Origin of the sequence: Thalassotalea loyana (assembly GCF_030161435.1) — a bacterium.
Lineage (GTDB): Bacteria > Pseudomonadota > Gammaproteobacteria > Enterobacterales > Alteromonadaceae > Thalassotalea_G > Thalassotalea_G loyana.
The window spans coordinates 646,159-669,787 of sequence record NZ_BSSV01000001.1; the positions used below are offsets into that span (position 1 = coordinate 646,159).

Here is a 23,629-nt window from a genome sequence, read left to right on the forward strand (position 1 = left end):
AGTTACTTTTCAGTTAAGCAGTAAATTACGATAGATCAAATCAAAATGATAATATCTAAATGATATTACTATTTTGATTGCAAGTTATTTGAATTGGTATTAATGTGATAATTAATAAACATAAAAATAATTAAAAGTGACAGTGACGGAACTCGCAGAACTTAACTACGCACAGAGAGAGCGACTAGCATTTATCGACTTTTGCCTACAGTTTATTGGGCAATTGGCGAGGGCTGATCTTGTTAATCACTTTAAAACGGGATTAGCGTCTTGTTCACGTGACCTAACGCTTTACAAAGAATTAGCGCCAAATAACATGACGCTAAAACATGAGACAAAACAGTATTACCGTACTGAAGAATTCAAGCCCGTTTTTGAGCATAACCCAGAAGCGATACTCGGAAGTCTTTGCCGTGGTTTTGGTGATGGCTTATCGCAAGGTATTAGTCCATCAGAAAAGTGCATTGATGCGACTCGGTTAATTCATCCAGACTCAGATGTTATTGCCACGTTAATGCGTGCGATCAACAACCGCCACGCTATCTCGTGCGATTATATTTCATTAAGTTCAGGTGAAAGTTCTCGTGAGATCATCCCTCACGCAATAGCTAATAACGGTCAGCGTTGGCATGTTCGAGCCTATGATAAAAAATCAGAAGAGTTTCGTGATTTCGTTTGTACGCGATTACAAAACGTAACTGAAATTCAAAAGCCAATCGCTACTATGCAAGCAGGTGAATATGACAAACAGTGGCACAACATTATCAATATCGAATTAGTCGTACATCCATCTGTAAAGCATTCTAAAGCTATCGAATTAGATTTTGGTATGTCGGGTGGCATTTTACATTTAGAGGTTCGAGAGGCGCTTATAGGCTACTTAATGCGGCAGTGGAACGTTGATTGTTCGTTAGACGCGTCATTAATTGGCAATGAGCTTCACCTTTGGCTTGCCAATATAAAAGAATTACAAGGGATTGATAGTATGGCTATTGCTCCCGGATACAAGTTATAAGAATAACGGAATATTAAATGAACATTACTCAAATAGAAGAAATTGTTAAGAAGTTAGTTGTTGATGTTAACGCAGATAGCGTTAACAAGGACGAGTTTATTTATCAACTGATGGCGGCTTATGGTCATCGCAAAACGACAATCGGGCGCATCAAATCAGGTGAACGTAACTTAGCTGATGTAGAGGGAGAAGTAAGAGCTAAGCGACATATCTATTTCAAACATTGCCAAGGGAATAGCGTGTTATCAGATATAGATAGCATGAAGAAACAGCCTTCTGTAGCTCGTGAGAAAATACGTTTTGTCATTGCTACCGATTTTAATCAGTTTGTTGCCATAGATACTCGTACCAACGACACCCTTGATATTGAGTTTAACGACTTAGGTAAGCATTTCGATTTTTTCTTGCCGTGGGCGGGGATGGAAAAGGCAGTTTATCAAGGTGAAAACCCCGCTGACGTGAAAGCTGCTGAGAAAATGGCGAAGCTGTTTGACCTTATCAAGGCTGACAATTTCACTGACGAAAATAAGGATGACACTCAAGCGCTCCACAACTTAAACGTATTTTTAACTCGTTTGTTATTCTGTTTCTTTGCTGAAGACACTGGCATTTTTAAACAAAATCAGTTTAGTGGTGAATTGGAGTCCCATACCAAAGTTGATGGCTCTGATGTTGCAGAGTATTTAAATCGTTTGTTTGAAGTATTAAATACGCCTAAAGACAAACGAGCTGATTTACCTGACTACTTAGCGAGCTTTGAGTTTGTTAATGGTGGATTATTTGCCGATAACATCAAATCGCCAAGGTTTTCAACTAAGTCTCGTAAAATGCTGATTGAGTCGGGCAGCGAATTAGATTGGTCTGATATAAATCCAGATATTTTTGGTTCGATGATCCAAGCAGTAGTACACCCTGACCAGCGTGGCGGTATGGGAATGCACTACACCTCTGTTACCAACATTATGAAGGTGATTGAGCCGCTTTTCTTGGACGGGTTATACGCAGAGCTGGAAAACATTGAGTTAAATATAGGTACAAAATTAAAGCCAAGTCGACTACGTAAATTGCACGACAGAATATCTGAAATTAAGCTTTTCGATCCTGCTTGTGGTTCAGGTAATTTCCTAATAATAGCTTTTAAAGAATTGAGAAAGCTTGAAATGGAAATTATCAAGCGTCTTCAAGAATTAGAGGAAAACGAAAACCAAGATGACCTGTTTGGTGAGGTTGGGCTGGAGTCATCGTTTTCTAGAATAAATTTGTCCCAATTTTATGGCATAGAGTTAGATGATTTTGCGCATGAGGTTGCAATATTGTCATTGTGGTTGGCTCAACATCAGATGAATGTTGAGTTTAAAGCCGAATTTGGTGACTGTGAACCACCACTCCCATTGAGTAAAAGTGGCAATATATTTCAAGGAAATGCATGTTTAATGGATTGGAGTGATTGTTGTCCAAAACAAGGAGAGATCTATATTCTAGGGAACCCCCCTTATCTTGGCGGTAAAAAATTATCTGATGAAAACAAGCGTGATATGGTTGAATCAGGTCTGGGAAAAGCTCTCTTAGTCGATTATATCGGATGTTGGTTCTTAAAAGCGTCACAATATATAAAAAATATAAATGCAAGGTTTGCTTTTGTTTCCACAAAATCTATATGTCAAGGCGAGCAAGTATCTCTCTTGTGGCCGAAAATATATTCGGAAAACGTAGAAATCCAGTTCTGTTACCAGCCTTTTACTTGGAGTAATAGTGCGAAAGACCTTGCTGGTGTTACCTGTATCATTGTAGGTGTCGGTAATGCAGATTCTCGTCAAAAAGAAATTTATACAGATCAATACTCATATTTGGTGTCTTCAATAAGTCCGTATCTAATTGAAGGTTCTCAAGAAACTGTATCGCCTAGAGGCAAGCCAATATCGCCTATTCCTATAATGTGTATGGGAAGTAATGCTATAGACGGAAAGCACTTAGTTGTTGAAAAAAATGAATATTTAGAGCAAATGAAAATGCATCCAGATAGCAAGCCGTTTTATAAACGTTATATTGGTGCAACTGATTTTTTGTCTGGCAAAGAAAGATATTGCTTATGGATAGATGATGAAAAAGTAAATGAAGCATCTAGATTTGAGTTTATTAGTAAAAGACTGGAATCATGTAAAAATTACCGAAGAACCGCAGGGAGAGACGCAAAAAAAGTAGCGGATACTCCGCATAGGTTTTGCTACAGGACACATAAAAACACTCAAGCTATAATTTTTCCTCGAACTACTACAGAAAGGCGAGTGTACGTCCCAGTCGGTTTTATTGATGGGAATACAAGTGTTATTAATGAAGCGGCTTTTGCTATATACGATGCAGCACCATATTTGGTTAGTTTACTGTCTTCTAAATTGCATTATGTTTGGTTTTCTACTACCAGTGGACGATTAAGAACTGGTTTTAGGTATTCTGTAAAGCTAAGCTACAACAATTTCCCTGTACCTGTTTTAACAGATAGTCAAATTGAAATGCTCAATGAAATGGCTATTGAAATCTTGAGTGTTAGAGAACAATTCCCCAGTCAGACATTAACTGAGTTGTATGACCCAGATAAAATGCCTAGCGAACTATTGGCTGTTCATAAAAAGAATGATGCTTTGGTAGAAAAAATCTACACCTCGGAAAATTTGAAAACGGATTCTGAAAGGTTATCTATTTTATTTAAACTTTATAAAAATATGACAGGAGGTCAAAATGCCTAATTTAATGCACTTTGAATATGCACAAAGCGGTGCTAGTTCTAACACTAATAATATGGGTATGCGTGCTATGCAGTCCCGTGCTTTTGAAGCACGCAATAGCCAGTACTTATTGTTAAAAGCACCTCCTGCTTCTGGTAAGTCAAGGGCACTAATGTTTTTAGCATTAGACAAGTTGCAAAACCAAGGCATTAAAAAAGCTATTGTGGCTGTGCCAGAACGTTCTATTGGCGGTTCATTTGACTCAACTGAATTAAGTAAGTACGGCTTTTTCTGCGATTGGGAAGTCGATAACGACAATAATCTCTGTACTCCCGGTGGAGAAGCTAGCAAAACTAAAGCGTTTAAGCGGTTTATCGCTGGTGATGACCAAATCCTTATTTGTACGCATGCTACTTTACGCTTTGCTTTCCAAGAAATTGAAGATAGTGCATTCAATGACTGCTTGATAGCGATAGATGAGTTCCATCACGTTTCTGCTGATGGTGATAACGTATTGGGTGATGTGCTTCGTAGTATAATGGCGAATACCAATGCTCATATAGTTGCTATGACAGGCTCTTATTTCCGTGGTGATAGTATTCCAGTATTAACGCCAGAAGATGAAGCACAATTTGATAAAGTATCGTTCAACTATTACGAGCAACTTAATGGTTATAATTATCTCAAGTCGCTAGGTATCGGTTATCACTTCTATCAGGGCCGTTATACCGATGTAATTCATGAAGTCCTTAATTCTGAAGAAAACTACGGTAAGAAAACAATTATCCACATTCCCAATGTGAATTCAGGTGAGTCAACTAAAGAAAAGTACGATGAAGTTGATGCAATACTTGAAGTGTTAGGTGATGCAAGGCCACGAGACCCTGAAACGGGAGTTATTACGGTAGAAAGACCAGACGGTACTTTGATAAAGGTTGCAGACCTTGTTGAAGAAAATAACCGAGATGTAATTCAAAACTACCTACGCAACATCAAAAGCGTTGATGACATGGATGTGATCATTGCATTAGGGATGGCAAAAGAAGGGTTTGACTGGGAATATTGTGAACATGCCTTAACTGTTGGTTACAGAAGTTCATTAACTGAAATAATTCAGATTATAGGGCGTTGTACTCGTGATAGCTCCAATAAAACGCATGCCCAATTTACCAATTTAATTGCCCAACCAGATGCTGAGAATGAACAGGTAACGGTTGCGGTTAATAATATGCTTAAGGCAATAACGTGCTCGTTATTGATGGAGCAAGTACTTGCGCCTAATTTCAAATTTAAAGCTAAAAAAGATAATGACTTTGAACCGACTCCACCGGGTACAATGAAAATTGGTGGTTTCAAAGAACCAAGCACCAAGCGCACAAAAGACATTATTGAGTCTGACTTAGCAGATTTAAAAGCGGCAATTTTGCAAGATGACAAAGTGATAGCTGCATCTGCTGGTAAAGTTGATCCTGAAGTAGTGAACAAGATACTGATACCGAAAATTATTCAGCGTAAGTACCCTGACTTATCGGAAGCTGAAATAGAAGAGGTTCGCCAACAAGTGGTTGTAGATTCGGCAGTTAGTTCAGCAGAAGTTACAGAGCAAGGTGGTAAAAAGTTTGTGCGTATGGCGGATAAGTTTATCAATATAGATGACCTTCATATTGATCTAATTGATGAAATAAACCCTTTCCAAAAAGCTTTCGAAATATTGTCAAAGTCGGTAACAACCGATGTACTGAAATTAATACAAGAATCTATTGAAACCACACGCATTCAAATGGACTTTGAAGAAGCTAAGTTACTTTGGCCTAAAGTTAAGCTATTTGTTCACGAGAATGGCAGAGAGCCGGATTTGAATGCCTCAGATTTTAATGAGAAGCGGTTGGCGGAGTGCTTGATATTTATTAAGCAGGAAAAACGCAAAAGGATGCAAGCGTAATGAAAAACGAAGATTGGCAAGAACTAAAATCAATGGAGTTGGATGATTGGCTGAGCTTCGTGTCTGATGATGATGAACTAGGGATCACCAAAGTAAAAGCAAAGTCGAAAGCACCGACAGCAGATGAGCACTTGGTAGCTAAATTCCAAGAAATCAATGATTTCTTCAGGGCTAATAAGCGACTGCCTGAGAGTAATATGGCAAATATCAGTGAGCTGATGCTATTCAAAAGGCTTGAGTCTATTCGCGGCAATGACAAACAGAGTCACGCCTTGGTTGATTTTGATGAATTTAATTTGTTACCTCTCACACACGAAGTGTCTGAGGTTGCTGAACCAAAAGCCCAATATAAGCCTGAACCAAAAGTCATAAACTCGATAGATGATATCTTCGATGACGATGATTTTGGCTTGCTTGGTGAAGCCGAAGACAGCATTTTTAATATGAAGCATGTTAAGGCAGGCTCTCGTGCTGAGAGTGACTTTGTTGCTCGCAGGAAGAGTTGTAAGGACTTCGATAAGTATAAAGGTTTGTTCCCTGTTGTTCAGCAAGAGCTAAACTCTGGCAAACGCAAAATTGTTGAATTTGATGACAAAGGAGAAAAGCTTCTCGAAGGTCAATTCTATGTGCTTAGCGGAGTGCTGATGTACTTAGAAAGCATTAGTTTCAGTAGCGAAGAAAAAACAGTAGATGGCAAACGGTTTAGAAAAGATGGTCGAACTCGATGTATCTTTGAAAACGGTACTGAGTCAAACATGTTATACCGTTCTTTGGCTAAGTCTTTATATGCAGACGGTAAAATTGTAACACCTGTTGGTGATCATTTTGCTGAAGTTAAGACAATAAACGATGATGATCAGTCTGCTGGTTTCATTTATGTTTTATCAAGCGAAAGCGAAGATCCTCGTATTAAATCTATTCCTAATTTGTTCAAAATTGGTTATGCCACAACGCCTGTCGCTAAGCGAATCGCAAACGCTAAAAATGAGCCAACCTACTTGATGGCTCCAGTGAATGTTGTTGCTGAATATGAGTGTTACAACATGAATACTCAGAAGTTCGAAAACCTTATTCATACTGTATTTAAAGACGTTTGCTTAGATATCGAAATAGCAGATCTTAGTGGGAATATGTGTAAACCGAGAGAATGGTTTAGTGTACCAATCGAACAGGTTAATACCGCTGTGGAACTAATAGCGACAGGGCAGATTGTTAACTATCGCTATAACAAAGTATTGAAGCAGATAGAACTGAAATAGGATGTCAGAGAAATGAATCAAGAAACATTGCAACTCAATACTTATGGGGAGTTATGCAAGTTAATTAACTTGAATTGGGCTATGGCAGTGGAACTTTATGAAAAAGGTTTTCTACAACATCAACCTGATATAGAACAATACCCTTGCGCTGAGGCTCAGGCTGAACTGATATTTGTTGGCTCTATGATTGCTAATAACTGCACTATGGATATGTTGAAGCTAATGTTAGCTTCTTTAGAAAAACCGTATGCATACAGCCACGATGATATTTATTTTGATTGGGGTTGTGCTCAATGGAGAGAAGTGCCAAGTCCAGAATGCCCTAGTGAAGTAGCATTTGAATACATAGGCGAGTTATCAGCCTCTAAAGATCTCGAATCATTGAATGAATTAAAGTTACATATTGAAGGTGCATTAAGTGAAGTTGCATAAGTGCAATAGGAATCAACTTATGCAGTAGAAGTGATATAAGGAAGTAAAATTGAATATTTATCACCTTAGTCCAGAAGGACTGCACGAATCAGAAAGAGCCGCATTGAACCAAATTGAAAAGGCATTACCGAAAGAGTGGTACGCTTTTTCATCATTGGAGATGTTTGATAGAAAAGAAGGTTCTTTTGAAACAGATTTGATAGTTTTAACTCATGACCGCATTATTGTAGTTGAGTTAAAACGATGGTCAGGGAAGATATTCTCGAAAAACAACAAATGGGTTGTTGATTGGGGAAATCATCAAGAAACTAGAAAGCACCCTTTAAAGCAAGTCCGCAGAGCTTCGCAAATTTTAAATGTCAAAATTGAAAAGAAGCTAAAAGGAAAAGTTTTTAGCCCTTGGATTGACCACTGTGTTGTAATGTGTGGCTCCGCTGATATTAGTAGCCTTCCCGAAGATGAAAGGGATTTTGTATTTTTTACAGAAGAGTTCATCAACATCTGCACAAAGAGATACGGCAAGCATTATCCGAAGCCTTTTGGTCGTTATGCTATTCAGAATGAATCAAACCAACCTAATAAAAATTATAAAACTTGGAAGACTTTCTTCGCTAATAATAGTGTTGATTTTAAACCCAAAACTTATAGTGTGAACAATTACGCTCAGACAGGTAAAGCTCTTTTTAATCATCAAGATAAGATTTATTCCGAGTTTTTGGCCCAAAAAGTAGATGACAGCAATTACAAAGCTCTGATGAGGAAATGGGACTTTTGGGCACCATCAATAGCAGGAAAAGCTCAAACACCTGAAGAAAGAGCATTAATAGGTTATCGCGAATCAAAGGTTCTTGGCTATATTGATAATCAAGATGAAAGCCTAGAAAACATTCACTTAGAGCTAAACTATATTCCTCCAAAAGAAGACATTAGTAGTGATTTTGTTGAATTGTATAAGTGGCCGGGAAATAGATTACGACTTGATGATTTTATGGCTCGGCAAGGCGACAAGCTAACAGACGAAGGCCGTATTGATATAGTTAAAGTTTTGGTGAGTAATTTGGCTCGGCTTCATGAAATAGATGTCGCCCACAGAGATATAGGAAAGCACAGTATATGGTTATCTTTACCGAGCAAAGTAACATTCTCTAACTTTTTAACAGCTTCATATCCAGATCCAGATAGACAATCGGTGAAAACTGTCAGAGATATATTGAAATCTGGTAGAGTCGAAATACCAGAGGATTTATATGATGACAAAGCAGGAACACCTTTTACAAGGGATGTTTATTTAGCTGGTGCTGCTGCACATTATGTAATTTATGGTAACTGGCCCAGAAAACTAGATGATGGCACATACGGCTGGAGCGTCCCTAAAACCCCATTTAAAGAAGGTCTCTTAGATAACTGGTTAGAGACTTGCCTTGATATTGAGGCAACAAACCGATTCTCAAATATGTCTGTCGCTTTGGACGAACTGAATAGGTTATTAGAGCACAGCGGGAGCACCTCAATGAGTGCTTCCGAGATAGAGCAATTCTATAGTGATACTAATGTTTACATGGCATATATGCCTTCACCGATAAAACAAAAATCTGCAACATCTGCGTTATTGCTTTCACAAGATAAAAAAACGGGTATTTGTTTATGGCATGGTGTAAGTCAGTTTAGTGCTGATAAATCCTTGAATATGAAGTTGGCTACATTTCTCGAAAGAGTTAATTCATTGAAGAATAGTAGTCTCCAATGTTTATTGAGTCTTCAAGAATTTGGTTACAACCCTAGTATGCAAAGCCTTTTTGTAACATATGATTGGGTTGAAGGGGTAACTTGGGACAGTTGGTTAGATGAACTTCAAGACAGTGGTTTGGCTAAGAACATGTGTTTAATGCTATTAAAGGCACTTGTTAGTTTACATCGTTCACAGTTTATACATGGCGATATTCACCCTCAAAATATTGTAATACGTGAATCTGATACAACCCCTGTCTTTATCGACATGTTTGAATATGAAAGCGAAGGTGAATCACAACAACCTTATAATACTAATTATTTACCATCCAACTTTGACAACATTTCCCATATAGCAAGGGATCGATATGCCATTGTAAAAATGGTTCAAGAAGTAGCAAGTAAATTCTCACTTTTACATTTAAAACAATTTTGTTCTGAGCTAATGAGCTTGGAGGAAATCTCTGAAGGTGAAATCTTTAGGTTTGTGGATGATTTTGAAGAAATCATATCTCCCAAGCCTTTAAAACAGCTAAGAAACTTTACCATTTCCACTAGGTATCTACCAAACTTTACCAATGTCGAAGCCGATGATGGAAAATACTATATATCCATCAAAGTCGATGATAGAAGTGAAGATACTATCTTGAAGTTATTTATTTCGGGGGTAAAACAGCAAATAGATTTGCATCTTGACCCTGATAGTAAATCTATTAAAAAGATGTACCCTCGCGATTCAATAACTCACCATCAATTTATAAGTCATAAACGGAAGGCCGACTTTGAGCTAGAAGGTGTTATTTCTTTGATTGATGGTCCTGCACTGAACGCTGACGAACTACTGAATGAGCTTTTCGAATCAGATGTTGTGAAGGAGAAACTTGCTCAAATTTCATCTAAGAAGAAGGAATCCGAACCGCAGGCTTCCCCAAAAAGAAACACCTTGTCTTTGAAAGGGCTTTCTCAAAAAGTTAGTAGTCGAAGAATTTGGCAAGCGCTTGTGGAGACTGAAGATGAAGTATTACCTAAAGTGTCTATAGCGAGACCTCCTGAGATTTTAGGTAACAATGAGGTAGTTGTGCGCTTTATTAAAGGAAATCAGGGTGTTGAATTTGACTTAACTCAAGAAAGAGTGCACGTAAAGTTAGACACTGGAACTAAGGTTATTCCAATTGGTAGGCTTGTGGAAATTGGTCGAGATACTTTGCGTATCGGCAATGTTAGGAAAGTTAGTTTTGGTATAGGAGATCAACTGAAACTTGAGAGTAGTTTAGCTGCTGCTTCATTGGCTAAAAGGCAAAAAGCTGTAGAAAACATCCTTAAAGACAGGGCTGTAATTCCTAATTTGGTAGATTATTTCGATATCAATGAAAACATTAAAGCTCATGAACTAAGTGAAGAGCCTACTGATGATGAATTAGATTTATATAACGTTTATGGACCAGAAGGTGAGTTAGAGTTTTCTTTGAACCCGCAACAGAGAGCGGCATTCAAACAACTTTATAAATACGGGCCTGTGAGCTTATTACAAGGCCCTCCCGGCACAGGGAAAACGTCTTTCATCAGTTCGTTTATTCATTTTGCAGCCACCAAAGGAGCTTCTAAAGTCCTGCTTGTAAGCCAATCTCATGAAGCCGTCAACAATGCTGCTGAAAAGGTAAGGAAGTTATTTTCTGAGCAAAATAAAGATGTGACTGTTGTGAGGTTAGGGGATGAGCCGAATATTTCTACTCCGCTATTGGATGTTCATGAAATTGCACTCCAAGACCACTATAGAGAAATGTTTAGAGCTGAATTTAAACAAAGATTAAAAGGTGTTGTTTCTTCATTAGCTTTGCCTGATGAATTTGTGGATTTAGCAATAGAGTTTGAATCTAGCTTTGGGATAAAAATTTCGTCAATAACAAAAGGAGCAATTAATTCAGATAGTGAAACTGCGGAGTTACTAGCAAGTAGAGAAAAATCTCTGCTAGATAAGTTACTCGGATGGATTCAAAGAAAAGGGATGAATTATTCAGCCTATGAAAAAAGTACGGCTAGGGATATTAGGAGCGCTTTTTATAATGAAGCCGCCAACTTGCATGAAGTGACATCAGTAGATTCAATAAATCGATTCCAGCAAATAGTAGAGCTTTCAAAGGAATGGTTGGAAGTAATGTCATCCCGTAACGCCCATTTTCAAAACTTTCTTACGAAAACGAGAACGTTGGTTTGTGGTACTTGTGTAGGGATTGCACGTAATCACTACGGCATAAATGAGAATATATATGATTGGGTGATTATAGACGAAGCGGCAAGGTCTTCAGCAAGTGAAATGGCGATAGCTATGCAAATTGGCAAAAGAGTTCTTCTGGTTGGAGATCATAAACAGCTACCTCCCTCATACGAAGAAGAGCACTTACTAGCAGCTCATCGAAAGTTACCGCAAGTAAAATTGAGCGAATTAGAGCAGAGTGACTTTGAAAGAAGCTTCTACTCCTCTTACGGCAAAGATATTGGGCAGTCTCTTCTAACTCAATATAGGATGGTTAAACCTATTGGCGAATTAGTGTCTAAATGCTTCTATGAGGGCTTGCTTGAAACAGGAAAGAAGAATGCTTCAAAGGACTTAATCCTAAACCTTAAAGGCTTAGATAAAGCAGTTACTTGGCTAGATACATCATCTGCCGGGGACAACTCAACTGAGAAAAAGCCTCAATACTCTAATGCGAATAAACACAGCGTTATTAATGAGTACGAAGTCGATGTAATTATAAGATTAATACAAAGATTGATTACCAACAGCAATATTGAAGATAGGTTTGAAAAAGGGAATCAAGAGGAATCTCCAATAGGTGTTATCTGCATGTATGCGGAACAACAAAAACTGATGATCAAAAAAATAAATAGTTTAGCGTGGGCAAGAACTTTACTAGAGAAAAGACTGTTAAAAGTCGATACCGTTGATAGCTACCAAGGAAAAGAAAATGACATTATTATCCTTTCTCTTGTTAGGAATAATAAGCGTTTTACTGAAGGTTTTGTATCATCAGAGAATCGTGCAAATGTAGCGTTATCTAGAGCAAAAGAAAAACTATTCATTGTAGGTGCTGGTCATATGTGGACAGAAAGGAATCACCAAAGTGCTTTTGGTAGAGTTTTAAACCATATTAAACAAAATAGCGAATGCCAATTGGTGGATGCTAAGAAAGTTAACAAGGAAAGCTAGATATGGAATTTGTAATAAATGAAGTGACATACTCTTTACCTTGTCGTTCTTTTGTAATTGATTACGCTGTGAGTGAGAAGCGAAAACTAGCTGTTGTTAAAGAGTTTACTATTCGGCTGCTATATTCTTTGAAGGGAATTACTCCTGAAAAAATAGCCAGTTATTTTGGGTTCACTGCTGATGAAACACAGGTAGTTTTGGCTAGCTTACAGGAAGAAAGGCTAATCAAGTGGGATGATGGAAGTGTAGAGCTAACGACTTATGCATATGACAGATTTGAGGAAGTAAATGGCAAAGCTGAGCCTAGGTTTTTCGAGGTTGAAGATAAAATTGATAGCGTTACTTTCGATTTACTTTCTTATAAATTAGTTGCTGAAAGCTCTTCAGGATCTGTATCTCCTAACAATATGGAAATACCTCTCCCTCAGGATGCCATGGAAAAGTTAACAGAAAAGGCTAAAGCTGCTTTTGATCAACAATTCAATACATTTATCGAGAAGGCTAAAGGTATAGACACATACACTGAAGCAGTCGAGCTTTATAAGATAAACCAAGTCTATAATAGAAATGACAGGTTGTTACCAGTAAGAATTAAATACGCTGTAACAACAGAAAACTGTCATACACCATCAATAAAATATGTAGATGAATGGATGGAAGACTGGGATGATGATAGATCCCTTTTTTCGTGTATTTGTAGTCAAACTGAGTCCACTGGTTTTGGGCAAACAAATCTAAATATATCTCTTGATGAGTATATTACTCTTACCAAAGATCCGATTATTTTAAACTTCTATCAAAATGAGAATTTTGATTTTCATTCTGCACTTAAAGCATATGAATCTAATAAAGGGATTTTTGAACTAGAAACAAGAATGTTGGTTGGGAATATTTATTCGACTCAGAATCAAGATTTAATTCAATCGTTGTTAGACTACAAACTAGGCGATGGTGCAAAAATACCAAGTAAAGGTGCTCTTTGGTCTGTAGAGCCTAACGATAAGGTATGGGGGCGTGGTCCCGAAATTGAGTCTTTTATACAATCTATTGAGCAGAGGTTAGATGACAGAAAAAGACCCGTTGGAACAGTTTTAGCTGTCAATGTTCAAAGCAAGCAAGATACCTTCAGGCTGAAAGATCTTTATGGAATTACTAAATGTCACTTCCAAGGATTAAATAAGCATATTGGAAATGGGCAGATTGAGATTTTCCTAATTCCGGGGGTATTGGTCGCCTGCACTTTTCATTTCTTAATTGAAAATCACTACCCACTTAGTTTACCTATTGGTTTTGTTACAACAGACCACAAACGAATAGAAAGTATCGAAAAGTACTTAATCGAGTTTTTTGATAGTCCAGCTAATGTAAATAACTACTTTGAAAGGTTTGAAGTAGAAGATGATAAAACAGTTTTATACTCAAGAATTCAGAAAATGTTAGGAAATAGTTAGTCTAATGGCATTGCAGTAAATTTAGCGCAATAATTTGCTCTGGACTGAAACCCTGTCTAAGTAAAGGTAAATAACGAAGCTCTATTGTACTTCGCTTACCTTCGTCTAGGACTTGATAGAGACTACCTGTGACAGTTTTTACCAGATACGTATCAGTATTGATGTGGGTGATACGTGAAGTACAGATATAGTCACCCGGCTGGAAGCGATTGCGACTATCTTCAATACATGTGCAAAAAAGAACGTCACCGACTGATTGATCGTTTTCATCAAGAATGGTGACGATTTGCCAATTGCAGACTATTGTGTTCATGAATTGCTTCCCACTAAGTAAGGATTAATTAAATAGTAGGATTTATCAAATTAAAAACATAGTTCAAATCATGGAAGTAAACTTGACTAATTTCCATGTACTTGATTGTGCGTGGATTATAATGAGTAAATTTTACTAGCTGATATTCATGCCTAACATTGATCAATGGTACAACTGAGCTAGGCTAAGTGATTTTTATTTTAGAAGTTGTCATTATATGCTTTATTATTTGCTATGGTTGCAAATTTATGGCTATAACAGAAAAAATATGAAAATATATGAACCCATATAGAATGCGGGATAGAGCTAAGATTAAATTGTCACCTTATGCTTTATTGCCTATAAGTATTTTGCTCGCTCAAGACTAGTCATTGAGCGAGCGTTCCTCATTAGTCTCAGCATCTAATGGCTAATTTCTGCATTCCTAGCTAACCTTAATATTAATTAACCGTTTTATCTTATTTGATTAAATGAATCGAACATAGGTAGGTGGCATGTCGAGTGGACGCTATTAATTATGCAAAATGATGCGCAAAGGTGCTCTTCCTTTCACGTATGGTTGCTAGTCATTTTGATGGCCGTCGGGTTTAGTGCGCTCGCAAATGAATCAAAAACAAAAGTCATATGGTTGACGCCAGATCTACAAGATTTTGAGGTTTTCAATCAAGATGGCCCATTTAATATTGCGAATGATACCAATAAGTTACTAATTAATTCGCTACCTGATTATGATATCTCACTTGAATTGGTTTCTTTGGCCCGTATAGAGCGACGAATAAAGAGCGAAAGTAACGTTTGTGTCGTCAATCGAATAAAAAACAAAGAACGACTCGCTTATAGTTTGTTTAGTTTGCCGATAAACAGTTATCCAGATCTCAAAGTTTATGCACTTACCTCGTCTGAACTAAATGCTTATTTAGCTGACAGGAAGCTCAGTTCGATCTATGAGCTTTTTCAGCTTTTCCCTTCACATATTCTCGGTACGACCAAAGGACGTTCATATGGAGCATTTTTTGATCAACAAATATCGAAATTAAATCCCATTAACGTTTATCAAAAGACGGGCGAAATTGACGTCGACTCTAAATTAGAGATGTTAATTAATAAACGTATTCAGTATTTCCTAGAATTCCCCGCTGTTGTTAAAAGAGAAAAAGATAAGTTGGGGGTTGCCGCCCAAATGATAACGATGCAAGTTAAAGGAAGCCCGGACTATATTTTTGGCCACCTCTCGTGTAGCAAATCATCAGCGATGATGGCCTTTTTAGCTGATGTAAATGAGGCACTCAAACGCCTATACCTTTCACCTGAATTCATCTTAGCTCACACTCGCTATGTCGATCCTTCAGAATGGGAGCGTCTTGAACGTCTATTCAAAGAACTTGCACAACAACAGTAATAACTTGCCGTAAATACAAAAAATAACACGATTTTTCATACTTTTACAATTAACATAAAAAGCGCCTATTAGTTTGTTTTTACTAACTTTTATTGTGTAGCCATTAAACTGGTAGCATTGCTTTAACTTGTTGTTTACAAGTGGTTTTTTGTTGTCATATTTCTGTCATGTAATCAAATTACTGTGCTGCAAAATTTGCAATAGCATTCAATCAAGGTAATACATGAAAATTCAAACATTAGCCATTATGTCGATAAGTTGTTTATCGCTTCCTGCGATTGGCCTCGCTGACACATTAGAAGATCACTGGAATAAAGTTCATGTCTATCAAGATGATGATTCTTCGTTTTCATTTAGTGGAAGACTCCACGCCGACGCCGTGTCTATTGAAGCTGATGAAGGAGAATATGAGGATACAGATTGGCGACGTTTTCGATTTGGCGGCAAAGGCGAGGTTAATGGCTTTTCATATAAATTAGAGGCAGATTTTAACCTTAACGACGGTGGGAAATACAAGCAACTTACGGATGCCAATATTAGCTGGCAAACTGAAGATGGGACAAACATCAAGTTATTAAAACAGTCCGCTGGATTTACACTAGATGGCGCTACGTCATCGAATAAACTAAAGACGCTTGAGCGAAGTAATATCGCCAATAATCTGTGGTTTACAAAAGAATATTTCACGGGGGTAAAATTATCTGGTGACGTAACGGAGTACACCAGCTATCAAGCGGGTCTTTATTCAAGTGATGGTGATCCGGAATTTGGCATTGATGCCGGCGTATTCGCATTAGGCTCACTAATGTATTCCTCGACTAATGATACCTATTGGGATAGTGCTAAGTATCGAGTCGATTATGTTTATAACGAGGAACATGAAGAGGCAAATACTCGAGACTTTAAACAAGTGCTAAGTGTTTCTGGTCAGTTTAAAAAGAACAATTGGGGAGTTGATGCGGAGCTCGCCGGTGGTAAAGGCTACTTTGACCAAAGTGATATATGGGGATTTTCAGCCATGCCGTTTTTTGATGTTAATGAGGCCATTCAGTTTGTAACTCGCTATACCTACATGAAAAGTCAGGAAGATAATGGCTTACGTTTAAATCGTTATGAAGCAAAAGCGGTTGATGGCCGAGGTGATCAATACCATGAGCTTTATGCGGGGGTTAATTACTTTGTTCATAACCATAAATTGAAATTTCAGCTTGGAGCCTACTATACCGATATGGCTGATGCTGCGAATGACGGCGGAGCCTTTAACGGACTTACCTTTTCTGTGGGGATGAGAGCATATTGGTAACAATTATTACCACTAAAACGGGCGGGAGTACCCATGCTTAACATTGTTCCCAAGCGTCAAGTAGTTGCCGTCTAAGACATGACTCAGTAAACTAAAATTACTGATAATTCACAGATGGTCCGTATGAAAGTATTAGTTTCATTATTGTTAAGTTTGGTGTTTTTTGTAAGCACAACTGCTCATGCAGAGCCTACATTAGCATTACAAAAACGATTGTCATCGTTAAAGGGACAAGTCATATACGTTGATTTTTGGGCATCATGGTGTGGCCCGTGTCGAAAGTCATTTCCTTGGTTAAATGAAATGCAAGCTAACTATGGGCCACAAGGGCTTACCGTGCTGAGTGTCAATGTTGATGCGAAAAAATCATTTGCGCTTGAATTTTTAGAAGAATTTCCCGCCAATTTTGATGTGATTTATGATCCTAAAGGTAAAATAGCAAGAAGTTATGACTTAAGAGGCATGCCGAGTAGCTTTATTGTCGACCGTCAAGGCACTGTTGTTGCGACTCACGTAGGCTTTAACGAACAGAAAAAACACCAATACGAAACTGAAATTAAAAATTTATTAAAGCAAAGATAAAATGAGTATAGAAAATCGCCTACATCGAAGTATATGCCATGCATCCCTTGGAACGAACCAACTTGACCAAGCCATTGCATTTTATGAGCAATTATTGCCGACGCTTGATATTGAAAAAGTTGCACACTACGACGAGGCAGCAGCCTTTGGCAAGGGGTATCCTGAGTTTTGGGTACAACGTCCTTTCGATATGAATGAAGCAACCGTCGGAAACGGTACCCATATTGGCTTTGTGGCGACATCAAAGGAGCAGGTAGATGCGTTCTATCAAAAAGCGATGGACATGGGAGCCAAATGCAATGGTAAACCGGGGCCAAGGAAGGAGTATGGTGAGCCGTATTATGGTTGTTTCGTTCTTGATCTCGATGGTAATAAAATTGAGGCAAGTTATTGGGCAATTGTTAAATAATTGTTGCCAATTAAATCTTTGATCCTACTAGTTGTTTTTGCTTGTCATGTCTTTATACTAAACCGTTCGGTGTTAGTATAATTAGGAATAATAGTGGGCAAAAATAAGGCGAGTGTTAGTACCTTAAATTTCGTTGTACTTACTTGTTTGCTATTCGTTTTTTCTGGAGTTTTCTCCGTTGTAAGTGCTCAAGCGTTTGAGGACTTTGCGACGTTTGAACGTGCAGTAAAAGAAATGGAAAAAACAGCGCCTCAAAATATTCCAGCAATGCTTGAAGCTCAACAAAAATATGTTGAGAGCTACAGCCTATCTGATCAAGTTAGCTATCATTTATTGTCTTCTGAATTTTACAATAATCGAGGTAAATTCGAGTTTGCAAAAAGTGCTGCAAACAAAGGCTTAGAGCTTGTAAAACAGCAACGTAGCCCAAGTGCTGTCATTCCTGAATTGCTTTATTCTCGTGGCTTTGCTAACGAAAACCTTGGCGATAGCGAAGCCGCAATGCAGGATTATCAAAACGGCACTCAATTAGCTAAGTCGTTAAATCACTTGGAAAACACTGCATATGGGTACGTAAATATTGGTGCGATGCAGTATCTTGCTCAACAATATCAACAGTCATTACAGACACTCAATGAAGCTCGACTGCTCGCCGAGCAAACCGATGATTATGAATTGAAAGGTTACGTCTATTCTGAACTTGGTATTTTATACAATTACATCAACGATTCTGAAGCGTCACTAGAGTTCTATGAAATGAGCTACAACAGTTACATGCAAGCGGGACAAAAAGTGTTTGCATCTAGTGCAAGGTTAAATACCGGTAGCGCATTGATGGAGCTAGGTCGCTATGATGAGGCGATATTATTATTTAAAGATATCTTGAATACGTTTGAGAAAGAAATGAGTCAGCGCTTGCTCTATTACGTCAATACCCGCCTTGCTACTTGTTACAGCGAAAAAGACGATCCTGATTACGAACTGGCTTACCAATATTTGCTCGCTGCCGGTAAGTATATCCAGGGGACGGATGCACATGATGTGCCTGTCTTTTATTTACTCGAGCGCGCAGAATTACTGCATCAACTCGATAAACACGATGAGGTTGATGAAGTTTTAGTACAAGCAATGGAACAGATTCCATCCATGACTAAAACGAATCAGCTGTTTTCGAAAGCTCACCTTTACAGTATTCAAGCACGATCTTATTACAAGCGCGAAGACTATAAAGCAGCGCTAAGTAGTCAAAAAATTCGTCACGAAATTAGTTACGATCGCTACAAGCGTGAGCAACAAGATGAAGTTACCGATCTAAGAATGCAATTTGAAAGCGAGCAGGCTGACGTTGCGGCAAAGATACTAGAAGAGCAACGGGCTATTAGCAGTCTTGCGCTTGAAAAAGCAAAAGCATCTTCAAAATTTCAGTGGCAAGTCTCACTCGCTGTAAGCTTTATTGCACTTATTTTTGCGTGGGGGTTTGTCAAGCTTGTTCAAAACCAACGCGTGCTAAAAGCTGCTTCAGAGACGGACCCACTGACCGGTGTTGCTAACCGTTATAAATTGATTTCAGAAGGACGTCGCTTAGGTGAAGAGCAAACGATGTTCAGTTTACTGATATTGGATATTGATTTTTTCAAGTCGGTAAATGATAGCAAAGGGCACAGTATTGGCGATCAGGTGATCAAACGCGTTGCTAAATTGATTTCAAATACCATGAGAACAAGTGATACGGTTGTTCGTCTAGGTGGAGAAGAATTTGTTGTTATTTTGCCTGATACTTCATTAACACAGGCCGTTGAAACGGCAGAGCGACTGCGTCAGTTAATTGAAGCGTATTCATGGCAAGCAGAGTTAGACGTAGAGTCGATTACAGTGAGTGTTGGTGTTGCTAACTCTCTGTCGGAATTAGAGAATGACATAGAAGAGTTGGCTCGAATAGCTGATGAAAAACTGTATCAAGCGAAAACTGAAGGACGAAACAGGGTGTGCAACTGATGAAGTCTATTAAGTTAGTTTTTCTTGTTTTCTTGCTCGTTATTAGCTTTTCTGGGCTGAGTGTAACCTTTCAAACGGTAAGTGAAACAATTGATAAAACCTCACTCCAACGAATAAATCCCCTATTAGACAGCAGTGTTACGTTTGCTATTCGCGATGACGTTAAATCATTGTTCAATAATAATGATGTAGTAGTGCCAGATGACATCACAATAAACCGATTATTGCTAAAACAAAGTAGCTTAAATAACGGTGAACTCTACTTGGTTTATATGGTTCAAGCGGTATCGTTGTTAGAGCGAGAAGACTTTAATGAAGCTCATGATGCTTTTGAAACAGCAATAGAGTTTGAGGGGAGTATCAGCGAAAGTCAGCGCTCACTACCATTGTTTAATCAATTGTACTTATTACAGTCGAAATTATACGAACATCAAGAGAATTATAAGCTAGCTTACGATAAGCGTGATGTTTACTTCGATCGTATGATTGAGCATTACAAGTCATTGAACAAAAAACGTATTTTATCGCTAAAAGAAAAGTATCAAACAGAAATAAAACAAAACAACAATGAGTTGTTGAAAAACCAAAATGAGTTAAAGCAACTCCAATTGCAAAAGCTTGTTCAAAAGGAGCAACAACAGCGTCATATTATCTGGGTGGTGAGTGTTGTTATTTTAATTTTTATCGCTCTAATTATTAGGCAATTTCAAATTCGCAAGCGACTAAAAACCTATTCTGAAACAGACGCATTGACAGGAATTGATAATCGAAAAGTTTTGTTTGATCTTGGTGCAGAGATTGTTGAGCAAGCAAAACAAGATGGTGCTCAAGTCTCGGTGTTGCTATTTGATTTGGACCACTTTAAGAAAATCAATGATCAGTATGGTCACCCAGTCGGAGATGAAGTGCTGATTAAGGTTGCAAACTTGGCAAAAGAAACTGTTCGCTCTCGAGATTTACTTGTTCGTTTTGGTGGCGAAGAGTTTATTGCCATTTTACCTGATGCCTCTATTGAACAAGCAAAAGCTATGGCGGAGCGGTTAAGAGAGAAAATAGCGCAATGCCGTTTTGATAAGCCGCTTGAAAACATCAAAATAACAACGAGTGTCGGTGTCGCAACATTAGCATTCGACATGAGCTTAGACCAATTAATCAATAATGCTGACGTAGCTATGTATCAGGCAAAATTGAGCGGGCGAGATACTGCGTTGATATATCACGATGAAATGGAACATAAACCAGCGAATTATCGCCGAAATAGTTAAATATTGTAGCTTAGCTATTTTTTCTAATTTGAGAATCAGATAAGCTAACTATCTCGCTAATAAATAACGTTAGCGACTTCTTGTGAATATTAATATTCACCATAATAACGATATTAAATAACATGCGATGACTAATGTCGCTTGTACTTGTGTGGAATTACTTTTATGTCTGACGCGCTCGATTATAGTCTAGAGGGAGTGGAGCAACTACCACTTAGACGATTTACCGAAGATGCCTATTTAAATTACTCAATGTACGTCATTATGGACCGTGCCTTACCGCATATTGGTGATGGCTTAAAGCCGGTTCAACGTCGTATTGTATATGCCATGTCAGAGCTTGGTCTCTCTGCCGTTGCTAAATATAAAAAATCAGCGAGAACCGTTGGTGACGTATTAGGTAAATTCCACCCTCATGGTGACTCAGCGTGTTATGAAGCCATGGTGTTGATGGCTCAGCCTTTTTCTTATCGTTACCCATTAGTCGATGGTCAAGGTAACTGGGGTGCTCCAGACGACCCTAAATCATTCGCCGCAATGCGTTACACTGAAGCACGTTTATCTCGTTTTAGTGAAGTGCTGCTTTCTGAATTGGGACAAGGTACTGTTGACTGGATTCCTAACTTTGATGGCACGATGAAAGAGCCTAAAACGCTTCCGGCTCGCTTACCTCATATCATGCTTAATGGTATTACAGGTATTGCCGTTGGCATGGCTACGGACATTCCTCCACACAATGTTCGTGAGATCGCTGATGCCTGTGTTCACCTAATTGAACAACCTAAATCAGAAGTTGCTGATTTACTGCCTATTGTTAAAGGCCCTGATTATCCGACTGATGCTGAGATTATTACGCCTGCTAAAGACATTGAGAAAATGTATGAAACAGGTCGCGGTAGTATCAAAATGCGTGCGGTTTATGAAATGGAGCATGGTGAAATCGTCATCACAGCGCTACCGCATCAAGCATCAGGCAGTAAAGTATTAGAGCAAATCGCTGCACAAATGCAGGCGAAAAAGTTACCTATGGTTGTAGATTTGCGAGATGAATCTGATCATGAGAACCCTATTCGTATCGTTGTGGTGCCGCGCTCAAATCGTGTTGATACAGAACAGTTGATGCAGCACCTGTTTGCGACCACAGATTTAGAGAAAAACTACCGTGTAAACCTTAATATGATTGGTTTAGATGGTCGTCCTGCAGTTAAAAATTTACGTGATATTTTAGTTGAGTGGTTGGAGTTTCGCCGTGAAACGGTTCGCCGTCGATTACAGTATCGCTTAGATAAGGTGCTAGCACGCTTACATATTCTTGATGGCTTACTCATTGCCTATTTAAACATTGATGAAGTGATAGAGATTATTCGCACGTACGATGATCCTAAAGCCGAGTTAATGTCGCGTTTTAATTTATCTGAACGCCAGGCAGATGCGATTTTAGAAATTAAACTTCGCCAGTTAGCGAAATTAGAAGAAATTAAGATTCGCGCCGAGCAGGATGAATTAAGCAAAGAGCGTGACAAGTTAGAAAAAATTCTTAATTCGAAAGCTCGTATGAACACCTTGCTAAAGAAAGAAATTTTGGAAGCTGCGGAAAAATACGGAGACGAGCGTCGATCTAAAATCGTTGAACGTGGTGAAGCGAAAGCGTTATCAGAAAAAGATTTAATGCCGAGTGAGCCAGTGACGGTTGTTCTGTCTGAAAAAGGCTGGGCACGTTGTGCTAAAGGGCATAATGTTGATGCTGAAGCGTTAAGTTACAAAGCCGGTGACAGTTATCTTGGCAGTGCAAGTGGGCGAAGTAATCGCCCTGTGGTGTTTATTGACTCCTCGGGCCGCTCTTTTGCAACGGATGCTCATTCGTTACCAACAGCAAGGAGTCAAGGTGAGCCTTTGACTGGTCGTTTTAATTTAGCCACCGGCGTAACCATTGAGAAAACGTTAATGGCTGACGATGAGCAACAGTATTTGCTGTCAAGTGATGCGGGTTACGGCTTTATTGGAAGCTTTGGTGAAATGGTTAGTCGAAACAAAAACGGTAAGGCACTTCTGAGTTTGCCCGCTAATGCCAAAGTTGCGACACCTTTGAAGATTAACAATATTGATAATGATCTCGTGTTAACGATTACAACCGAAGGCAGAATGCTTGTTTTCCCATTGAAAGACTTGCCAGTGCTTAGCAAAGGTAAAGGTAATAAGATCATTAATATACCTTCGGCACGAGCAAAAGCTCGTGAGGAATTGGTCAAACTGATTCAAATTATTCAGCCAGAACAAGCTATTACATTACATGCTGGTAAGAGAAAATTGACATTGAAAGCCAGTGATGTTGAACATTATCGAGGCGAAAGAGGACGTCGAGGTAATAAATTACCACGTGGCTTGCAACGCGTTGATCGAATTGAACTAGAAGAAATTGTTGTCGAAGAAGTAGCCTCAGACGAGTCAGAATAAACGACTAATACCAACTGAGGTAATGGTTTAATTTCTCAGCGATAACGTGGCGTTGAGTTGTCTAACGTATTATTTCAATTGGTATTAATTTGAATACGTATGCATGAGTTGAGTTAGCAAGCTAAACTGGCATAGTATGGTCTGTAATAGC

At 38.5% G+C, this 23,629-nt stretch carries 15 protein-coding genes; 14 read left to right on the forward strand and 1 reads right to left on the reverse strand.

All coding sequences use genetic code 11. The features are described 5' to 3' along the window. Positions 1-142 precede the first annotated feature (142 nt). Genes QQK05_RS02750 through QQK05_RS02780 form a run of 7 tightly spaced genes read left to right on the forward strand, consistent with a single transcriptional unit; the run spans position 143 to position 13,758 of the window. Complete coding sequence (locus QQK05_RS02750) at positions 143-1,015, forward strand: WYL domain-containing protein (protein WP_322790553.1); 873 nt, start codon at positions 143-145, stop codon at positions 1,013-1,015. Positions 1,016-1,032: 17 nt separating this feature from the next. After that, the gene (locus QQK05_RS02755) at positions 1,033-3,759 is read left to right on the forward strand and encodes a class I SAM-dependent DNA methyltransferase (RefSeq protein WP_284295858.1); all 2,727 of its coding nucleotides are present in this window, start codon (positions 1,033-1,035) and stop codon (positions 3,757-3,759) included. After that, complete coding sequence (locus QQK05_RS02760; RefSeq protein ID WP_284295859.1) at positions 3,752-5,680, forward strand: DEAD/DEAH box helicase; 1,929 nt, start codon at positions 3,752-3,754, stop codon at positions 5,678-5,680. The genes QQK05_RS02755 and QQK05_RS02760 overlap by 8 nt, the downstream gene beginning before the upstream one ends. Further along, positions 5,680-6,939, forward strand: coding sequence for a GIY-YIG nuclease family protein (locus tag QQK05_RS02765; protein WP_284295860.1), 1,260 nt, complete (start codon positions 5,680-5,682; stop codon positions 6,937-6,939). Before QQK05_RS02760 ends, QQK05_RS02765 begins: the two co-directional genes overlap by 1 nt. A gap of 12 nt (positions 6,940-6,951) precedes the next feature. Beyond that, entirely contained in the window at positions 6,952-7,371 is a 420-nt protein-coding gene (locus QQK05_RS02770) for a hypothetical protein (protein ID WP_284295861.1), read from the forward strand. Between the two features lie 49 nt (positions 7,372-7,420). Next, complete coding sequence (locus QQK05_RS02775; protein ID WP_284295862.1) at positions 7,421-12,307, forward strand: AAA domain-containing protein; 4,887 nt, start codon at positions 7,421-7,423, stop codon at positions 12,305-12,307. 2 nt (positions 12,308-12,309) lie between these two features. Beyond that, the gene (locus tag QQK05_RS02780; protein WP_284295863.1) at positions 12,310-13,758 is read left to right on the forward strand and encodes a hypothetical protein; all 1,449 of its coding nucleotides are present in this window, start codon (positions 12,310-12,312) and stop codon (positions 13,756-13,758) included. Position 13,759: 1 nt separating this feature from the next. Here QQK05_RS02780 and QQK05_RS02785 read toward each other — a convergent pair whose 3' ends face one another. Beyond that, positions 13,760-14,071 carry a hypothetical protein gene (locus QQK05_RS02785; RefSeq protein WP_284295864.1) on the reverse strand — a complete coding sequence of 104 codons (312 nt, stop codon included), beginning with the start codon at positions 14,069-14,071 and terminating at the stop codon, positions 13,760-13,762. Positions 14,072-14,588: 517 nt separating this feature from the next. On the opposite strand from QQK05_RS02785, the gene QQK05_RS02790 reads away from it, so the two are divergent. The 7 genes from QQK05_RS02790 (at position 14,589) to parC (ending at position 23,478) form a co-directional block, all read left to right on the forward strand. Further along, on the forward strand, positions 14,589-15,470 hold the full coding sequence (locus tag QQK05_RS02790) for a hypothetical protein (protein WP_284295865.1): 882 nt from the start codon (positions 14,589-14,591) through the stop codon (positions 15,468-15,470). Between the two features lie 223 nt (positions 15,471-15,693). Next, a complete protein-coding gene (locus tag QQK05_RS02795; protein WP_284295866.1) occupies positions 15,694-16,773 on the forward strand; it encodes a porin in 1,080 nt (359 codons plus the stop codon). Between the two features lie 123 nt (positions 16,774-16,896). Beyond that, the gene (locus QQK05_RS02800) at positions 16,897-17,355 is read left to right on the forward strand and encodes a TlpA disulfide reductase family protein (RefSeq protein ID WP_284295867.1); all 459 of its coding nucleotides are present in this window, start codon (positions 16,897-16,899) and stop codon (positions 17,353-17,355) included. A gap of 1 nt (position 17,356) precedes the next feature. Then, complete coding sequence (locus QQK05_RS02805) at positions 17,357-17,764, forward strand: VOC family protein (RefSeq protein ID WP_284295868.1); 408 nt, start codon at positions 17,357-17,359, stop codon at positions 17,762-17,764. Between the two features lie 93 nt (positions 17,765-17,857). Then, positions 17,858-19,759, forward strand: a complete 1,902-nt coding sequence (locus QQK05_RS02810) for a GGDEF domain-containing protein (protein WP_284295869.1) — start codon at positions 17,858-17,860, stop codon at positions 19,757-19,759. Further along, positions 19,759-21,024 (forward strand): GGDEF domain-containing protein, encoded by a 1,266-nt coding sequence (locus QQK05_RS02815; RefSeq protein WP_284295871.1) that lies wholly within the window; start codon positions 19,759-19,761, stop codon positions 21,022-21,024. Before QQK05_RS02810 ends, QQK05_RS02815 begins: the two co-directional genes overlap by 1 nt. 165 nt (positions 21,025-21,189) lie before the next feature. Next, positions 21,190-23,478, forward strand: coding sequence for a DNA topoisomerase IV subunit A (parC, locus tag QQK05_RS02820; RefSeq protein ID WP_284295872.1), 2,289 nt, complete (start codon positions 21,190-21,192; stop codon positions 23,476-23,478). The last annotated feature ends 151 nt before the right edge of the window (positions 23,479-23,629 follow it).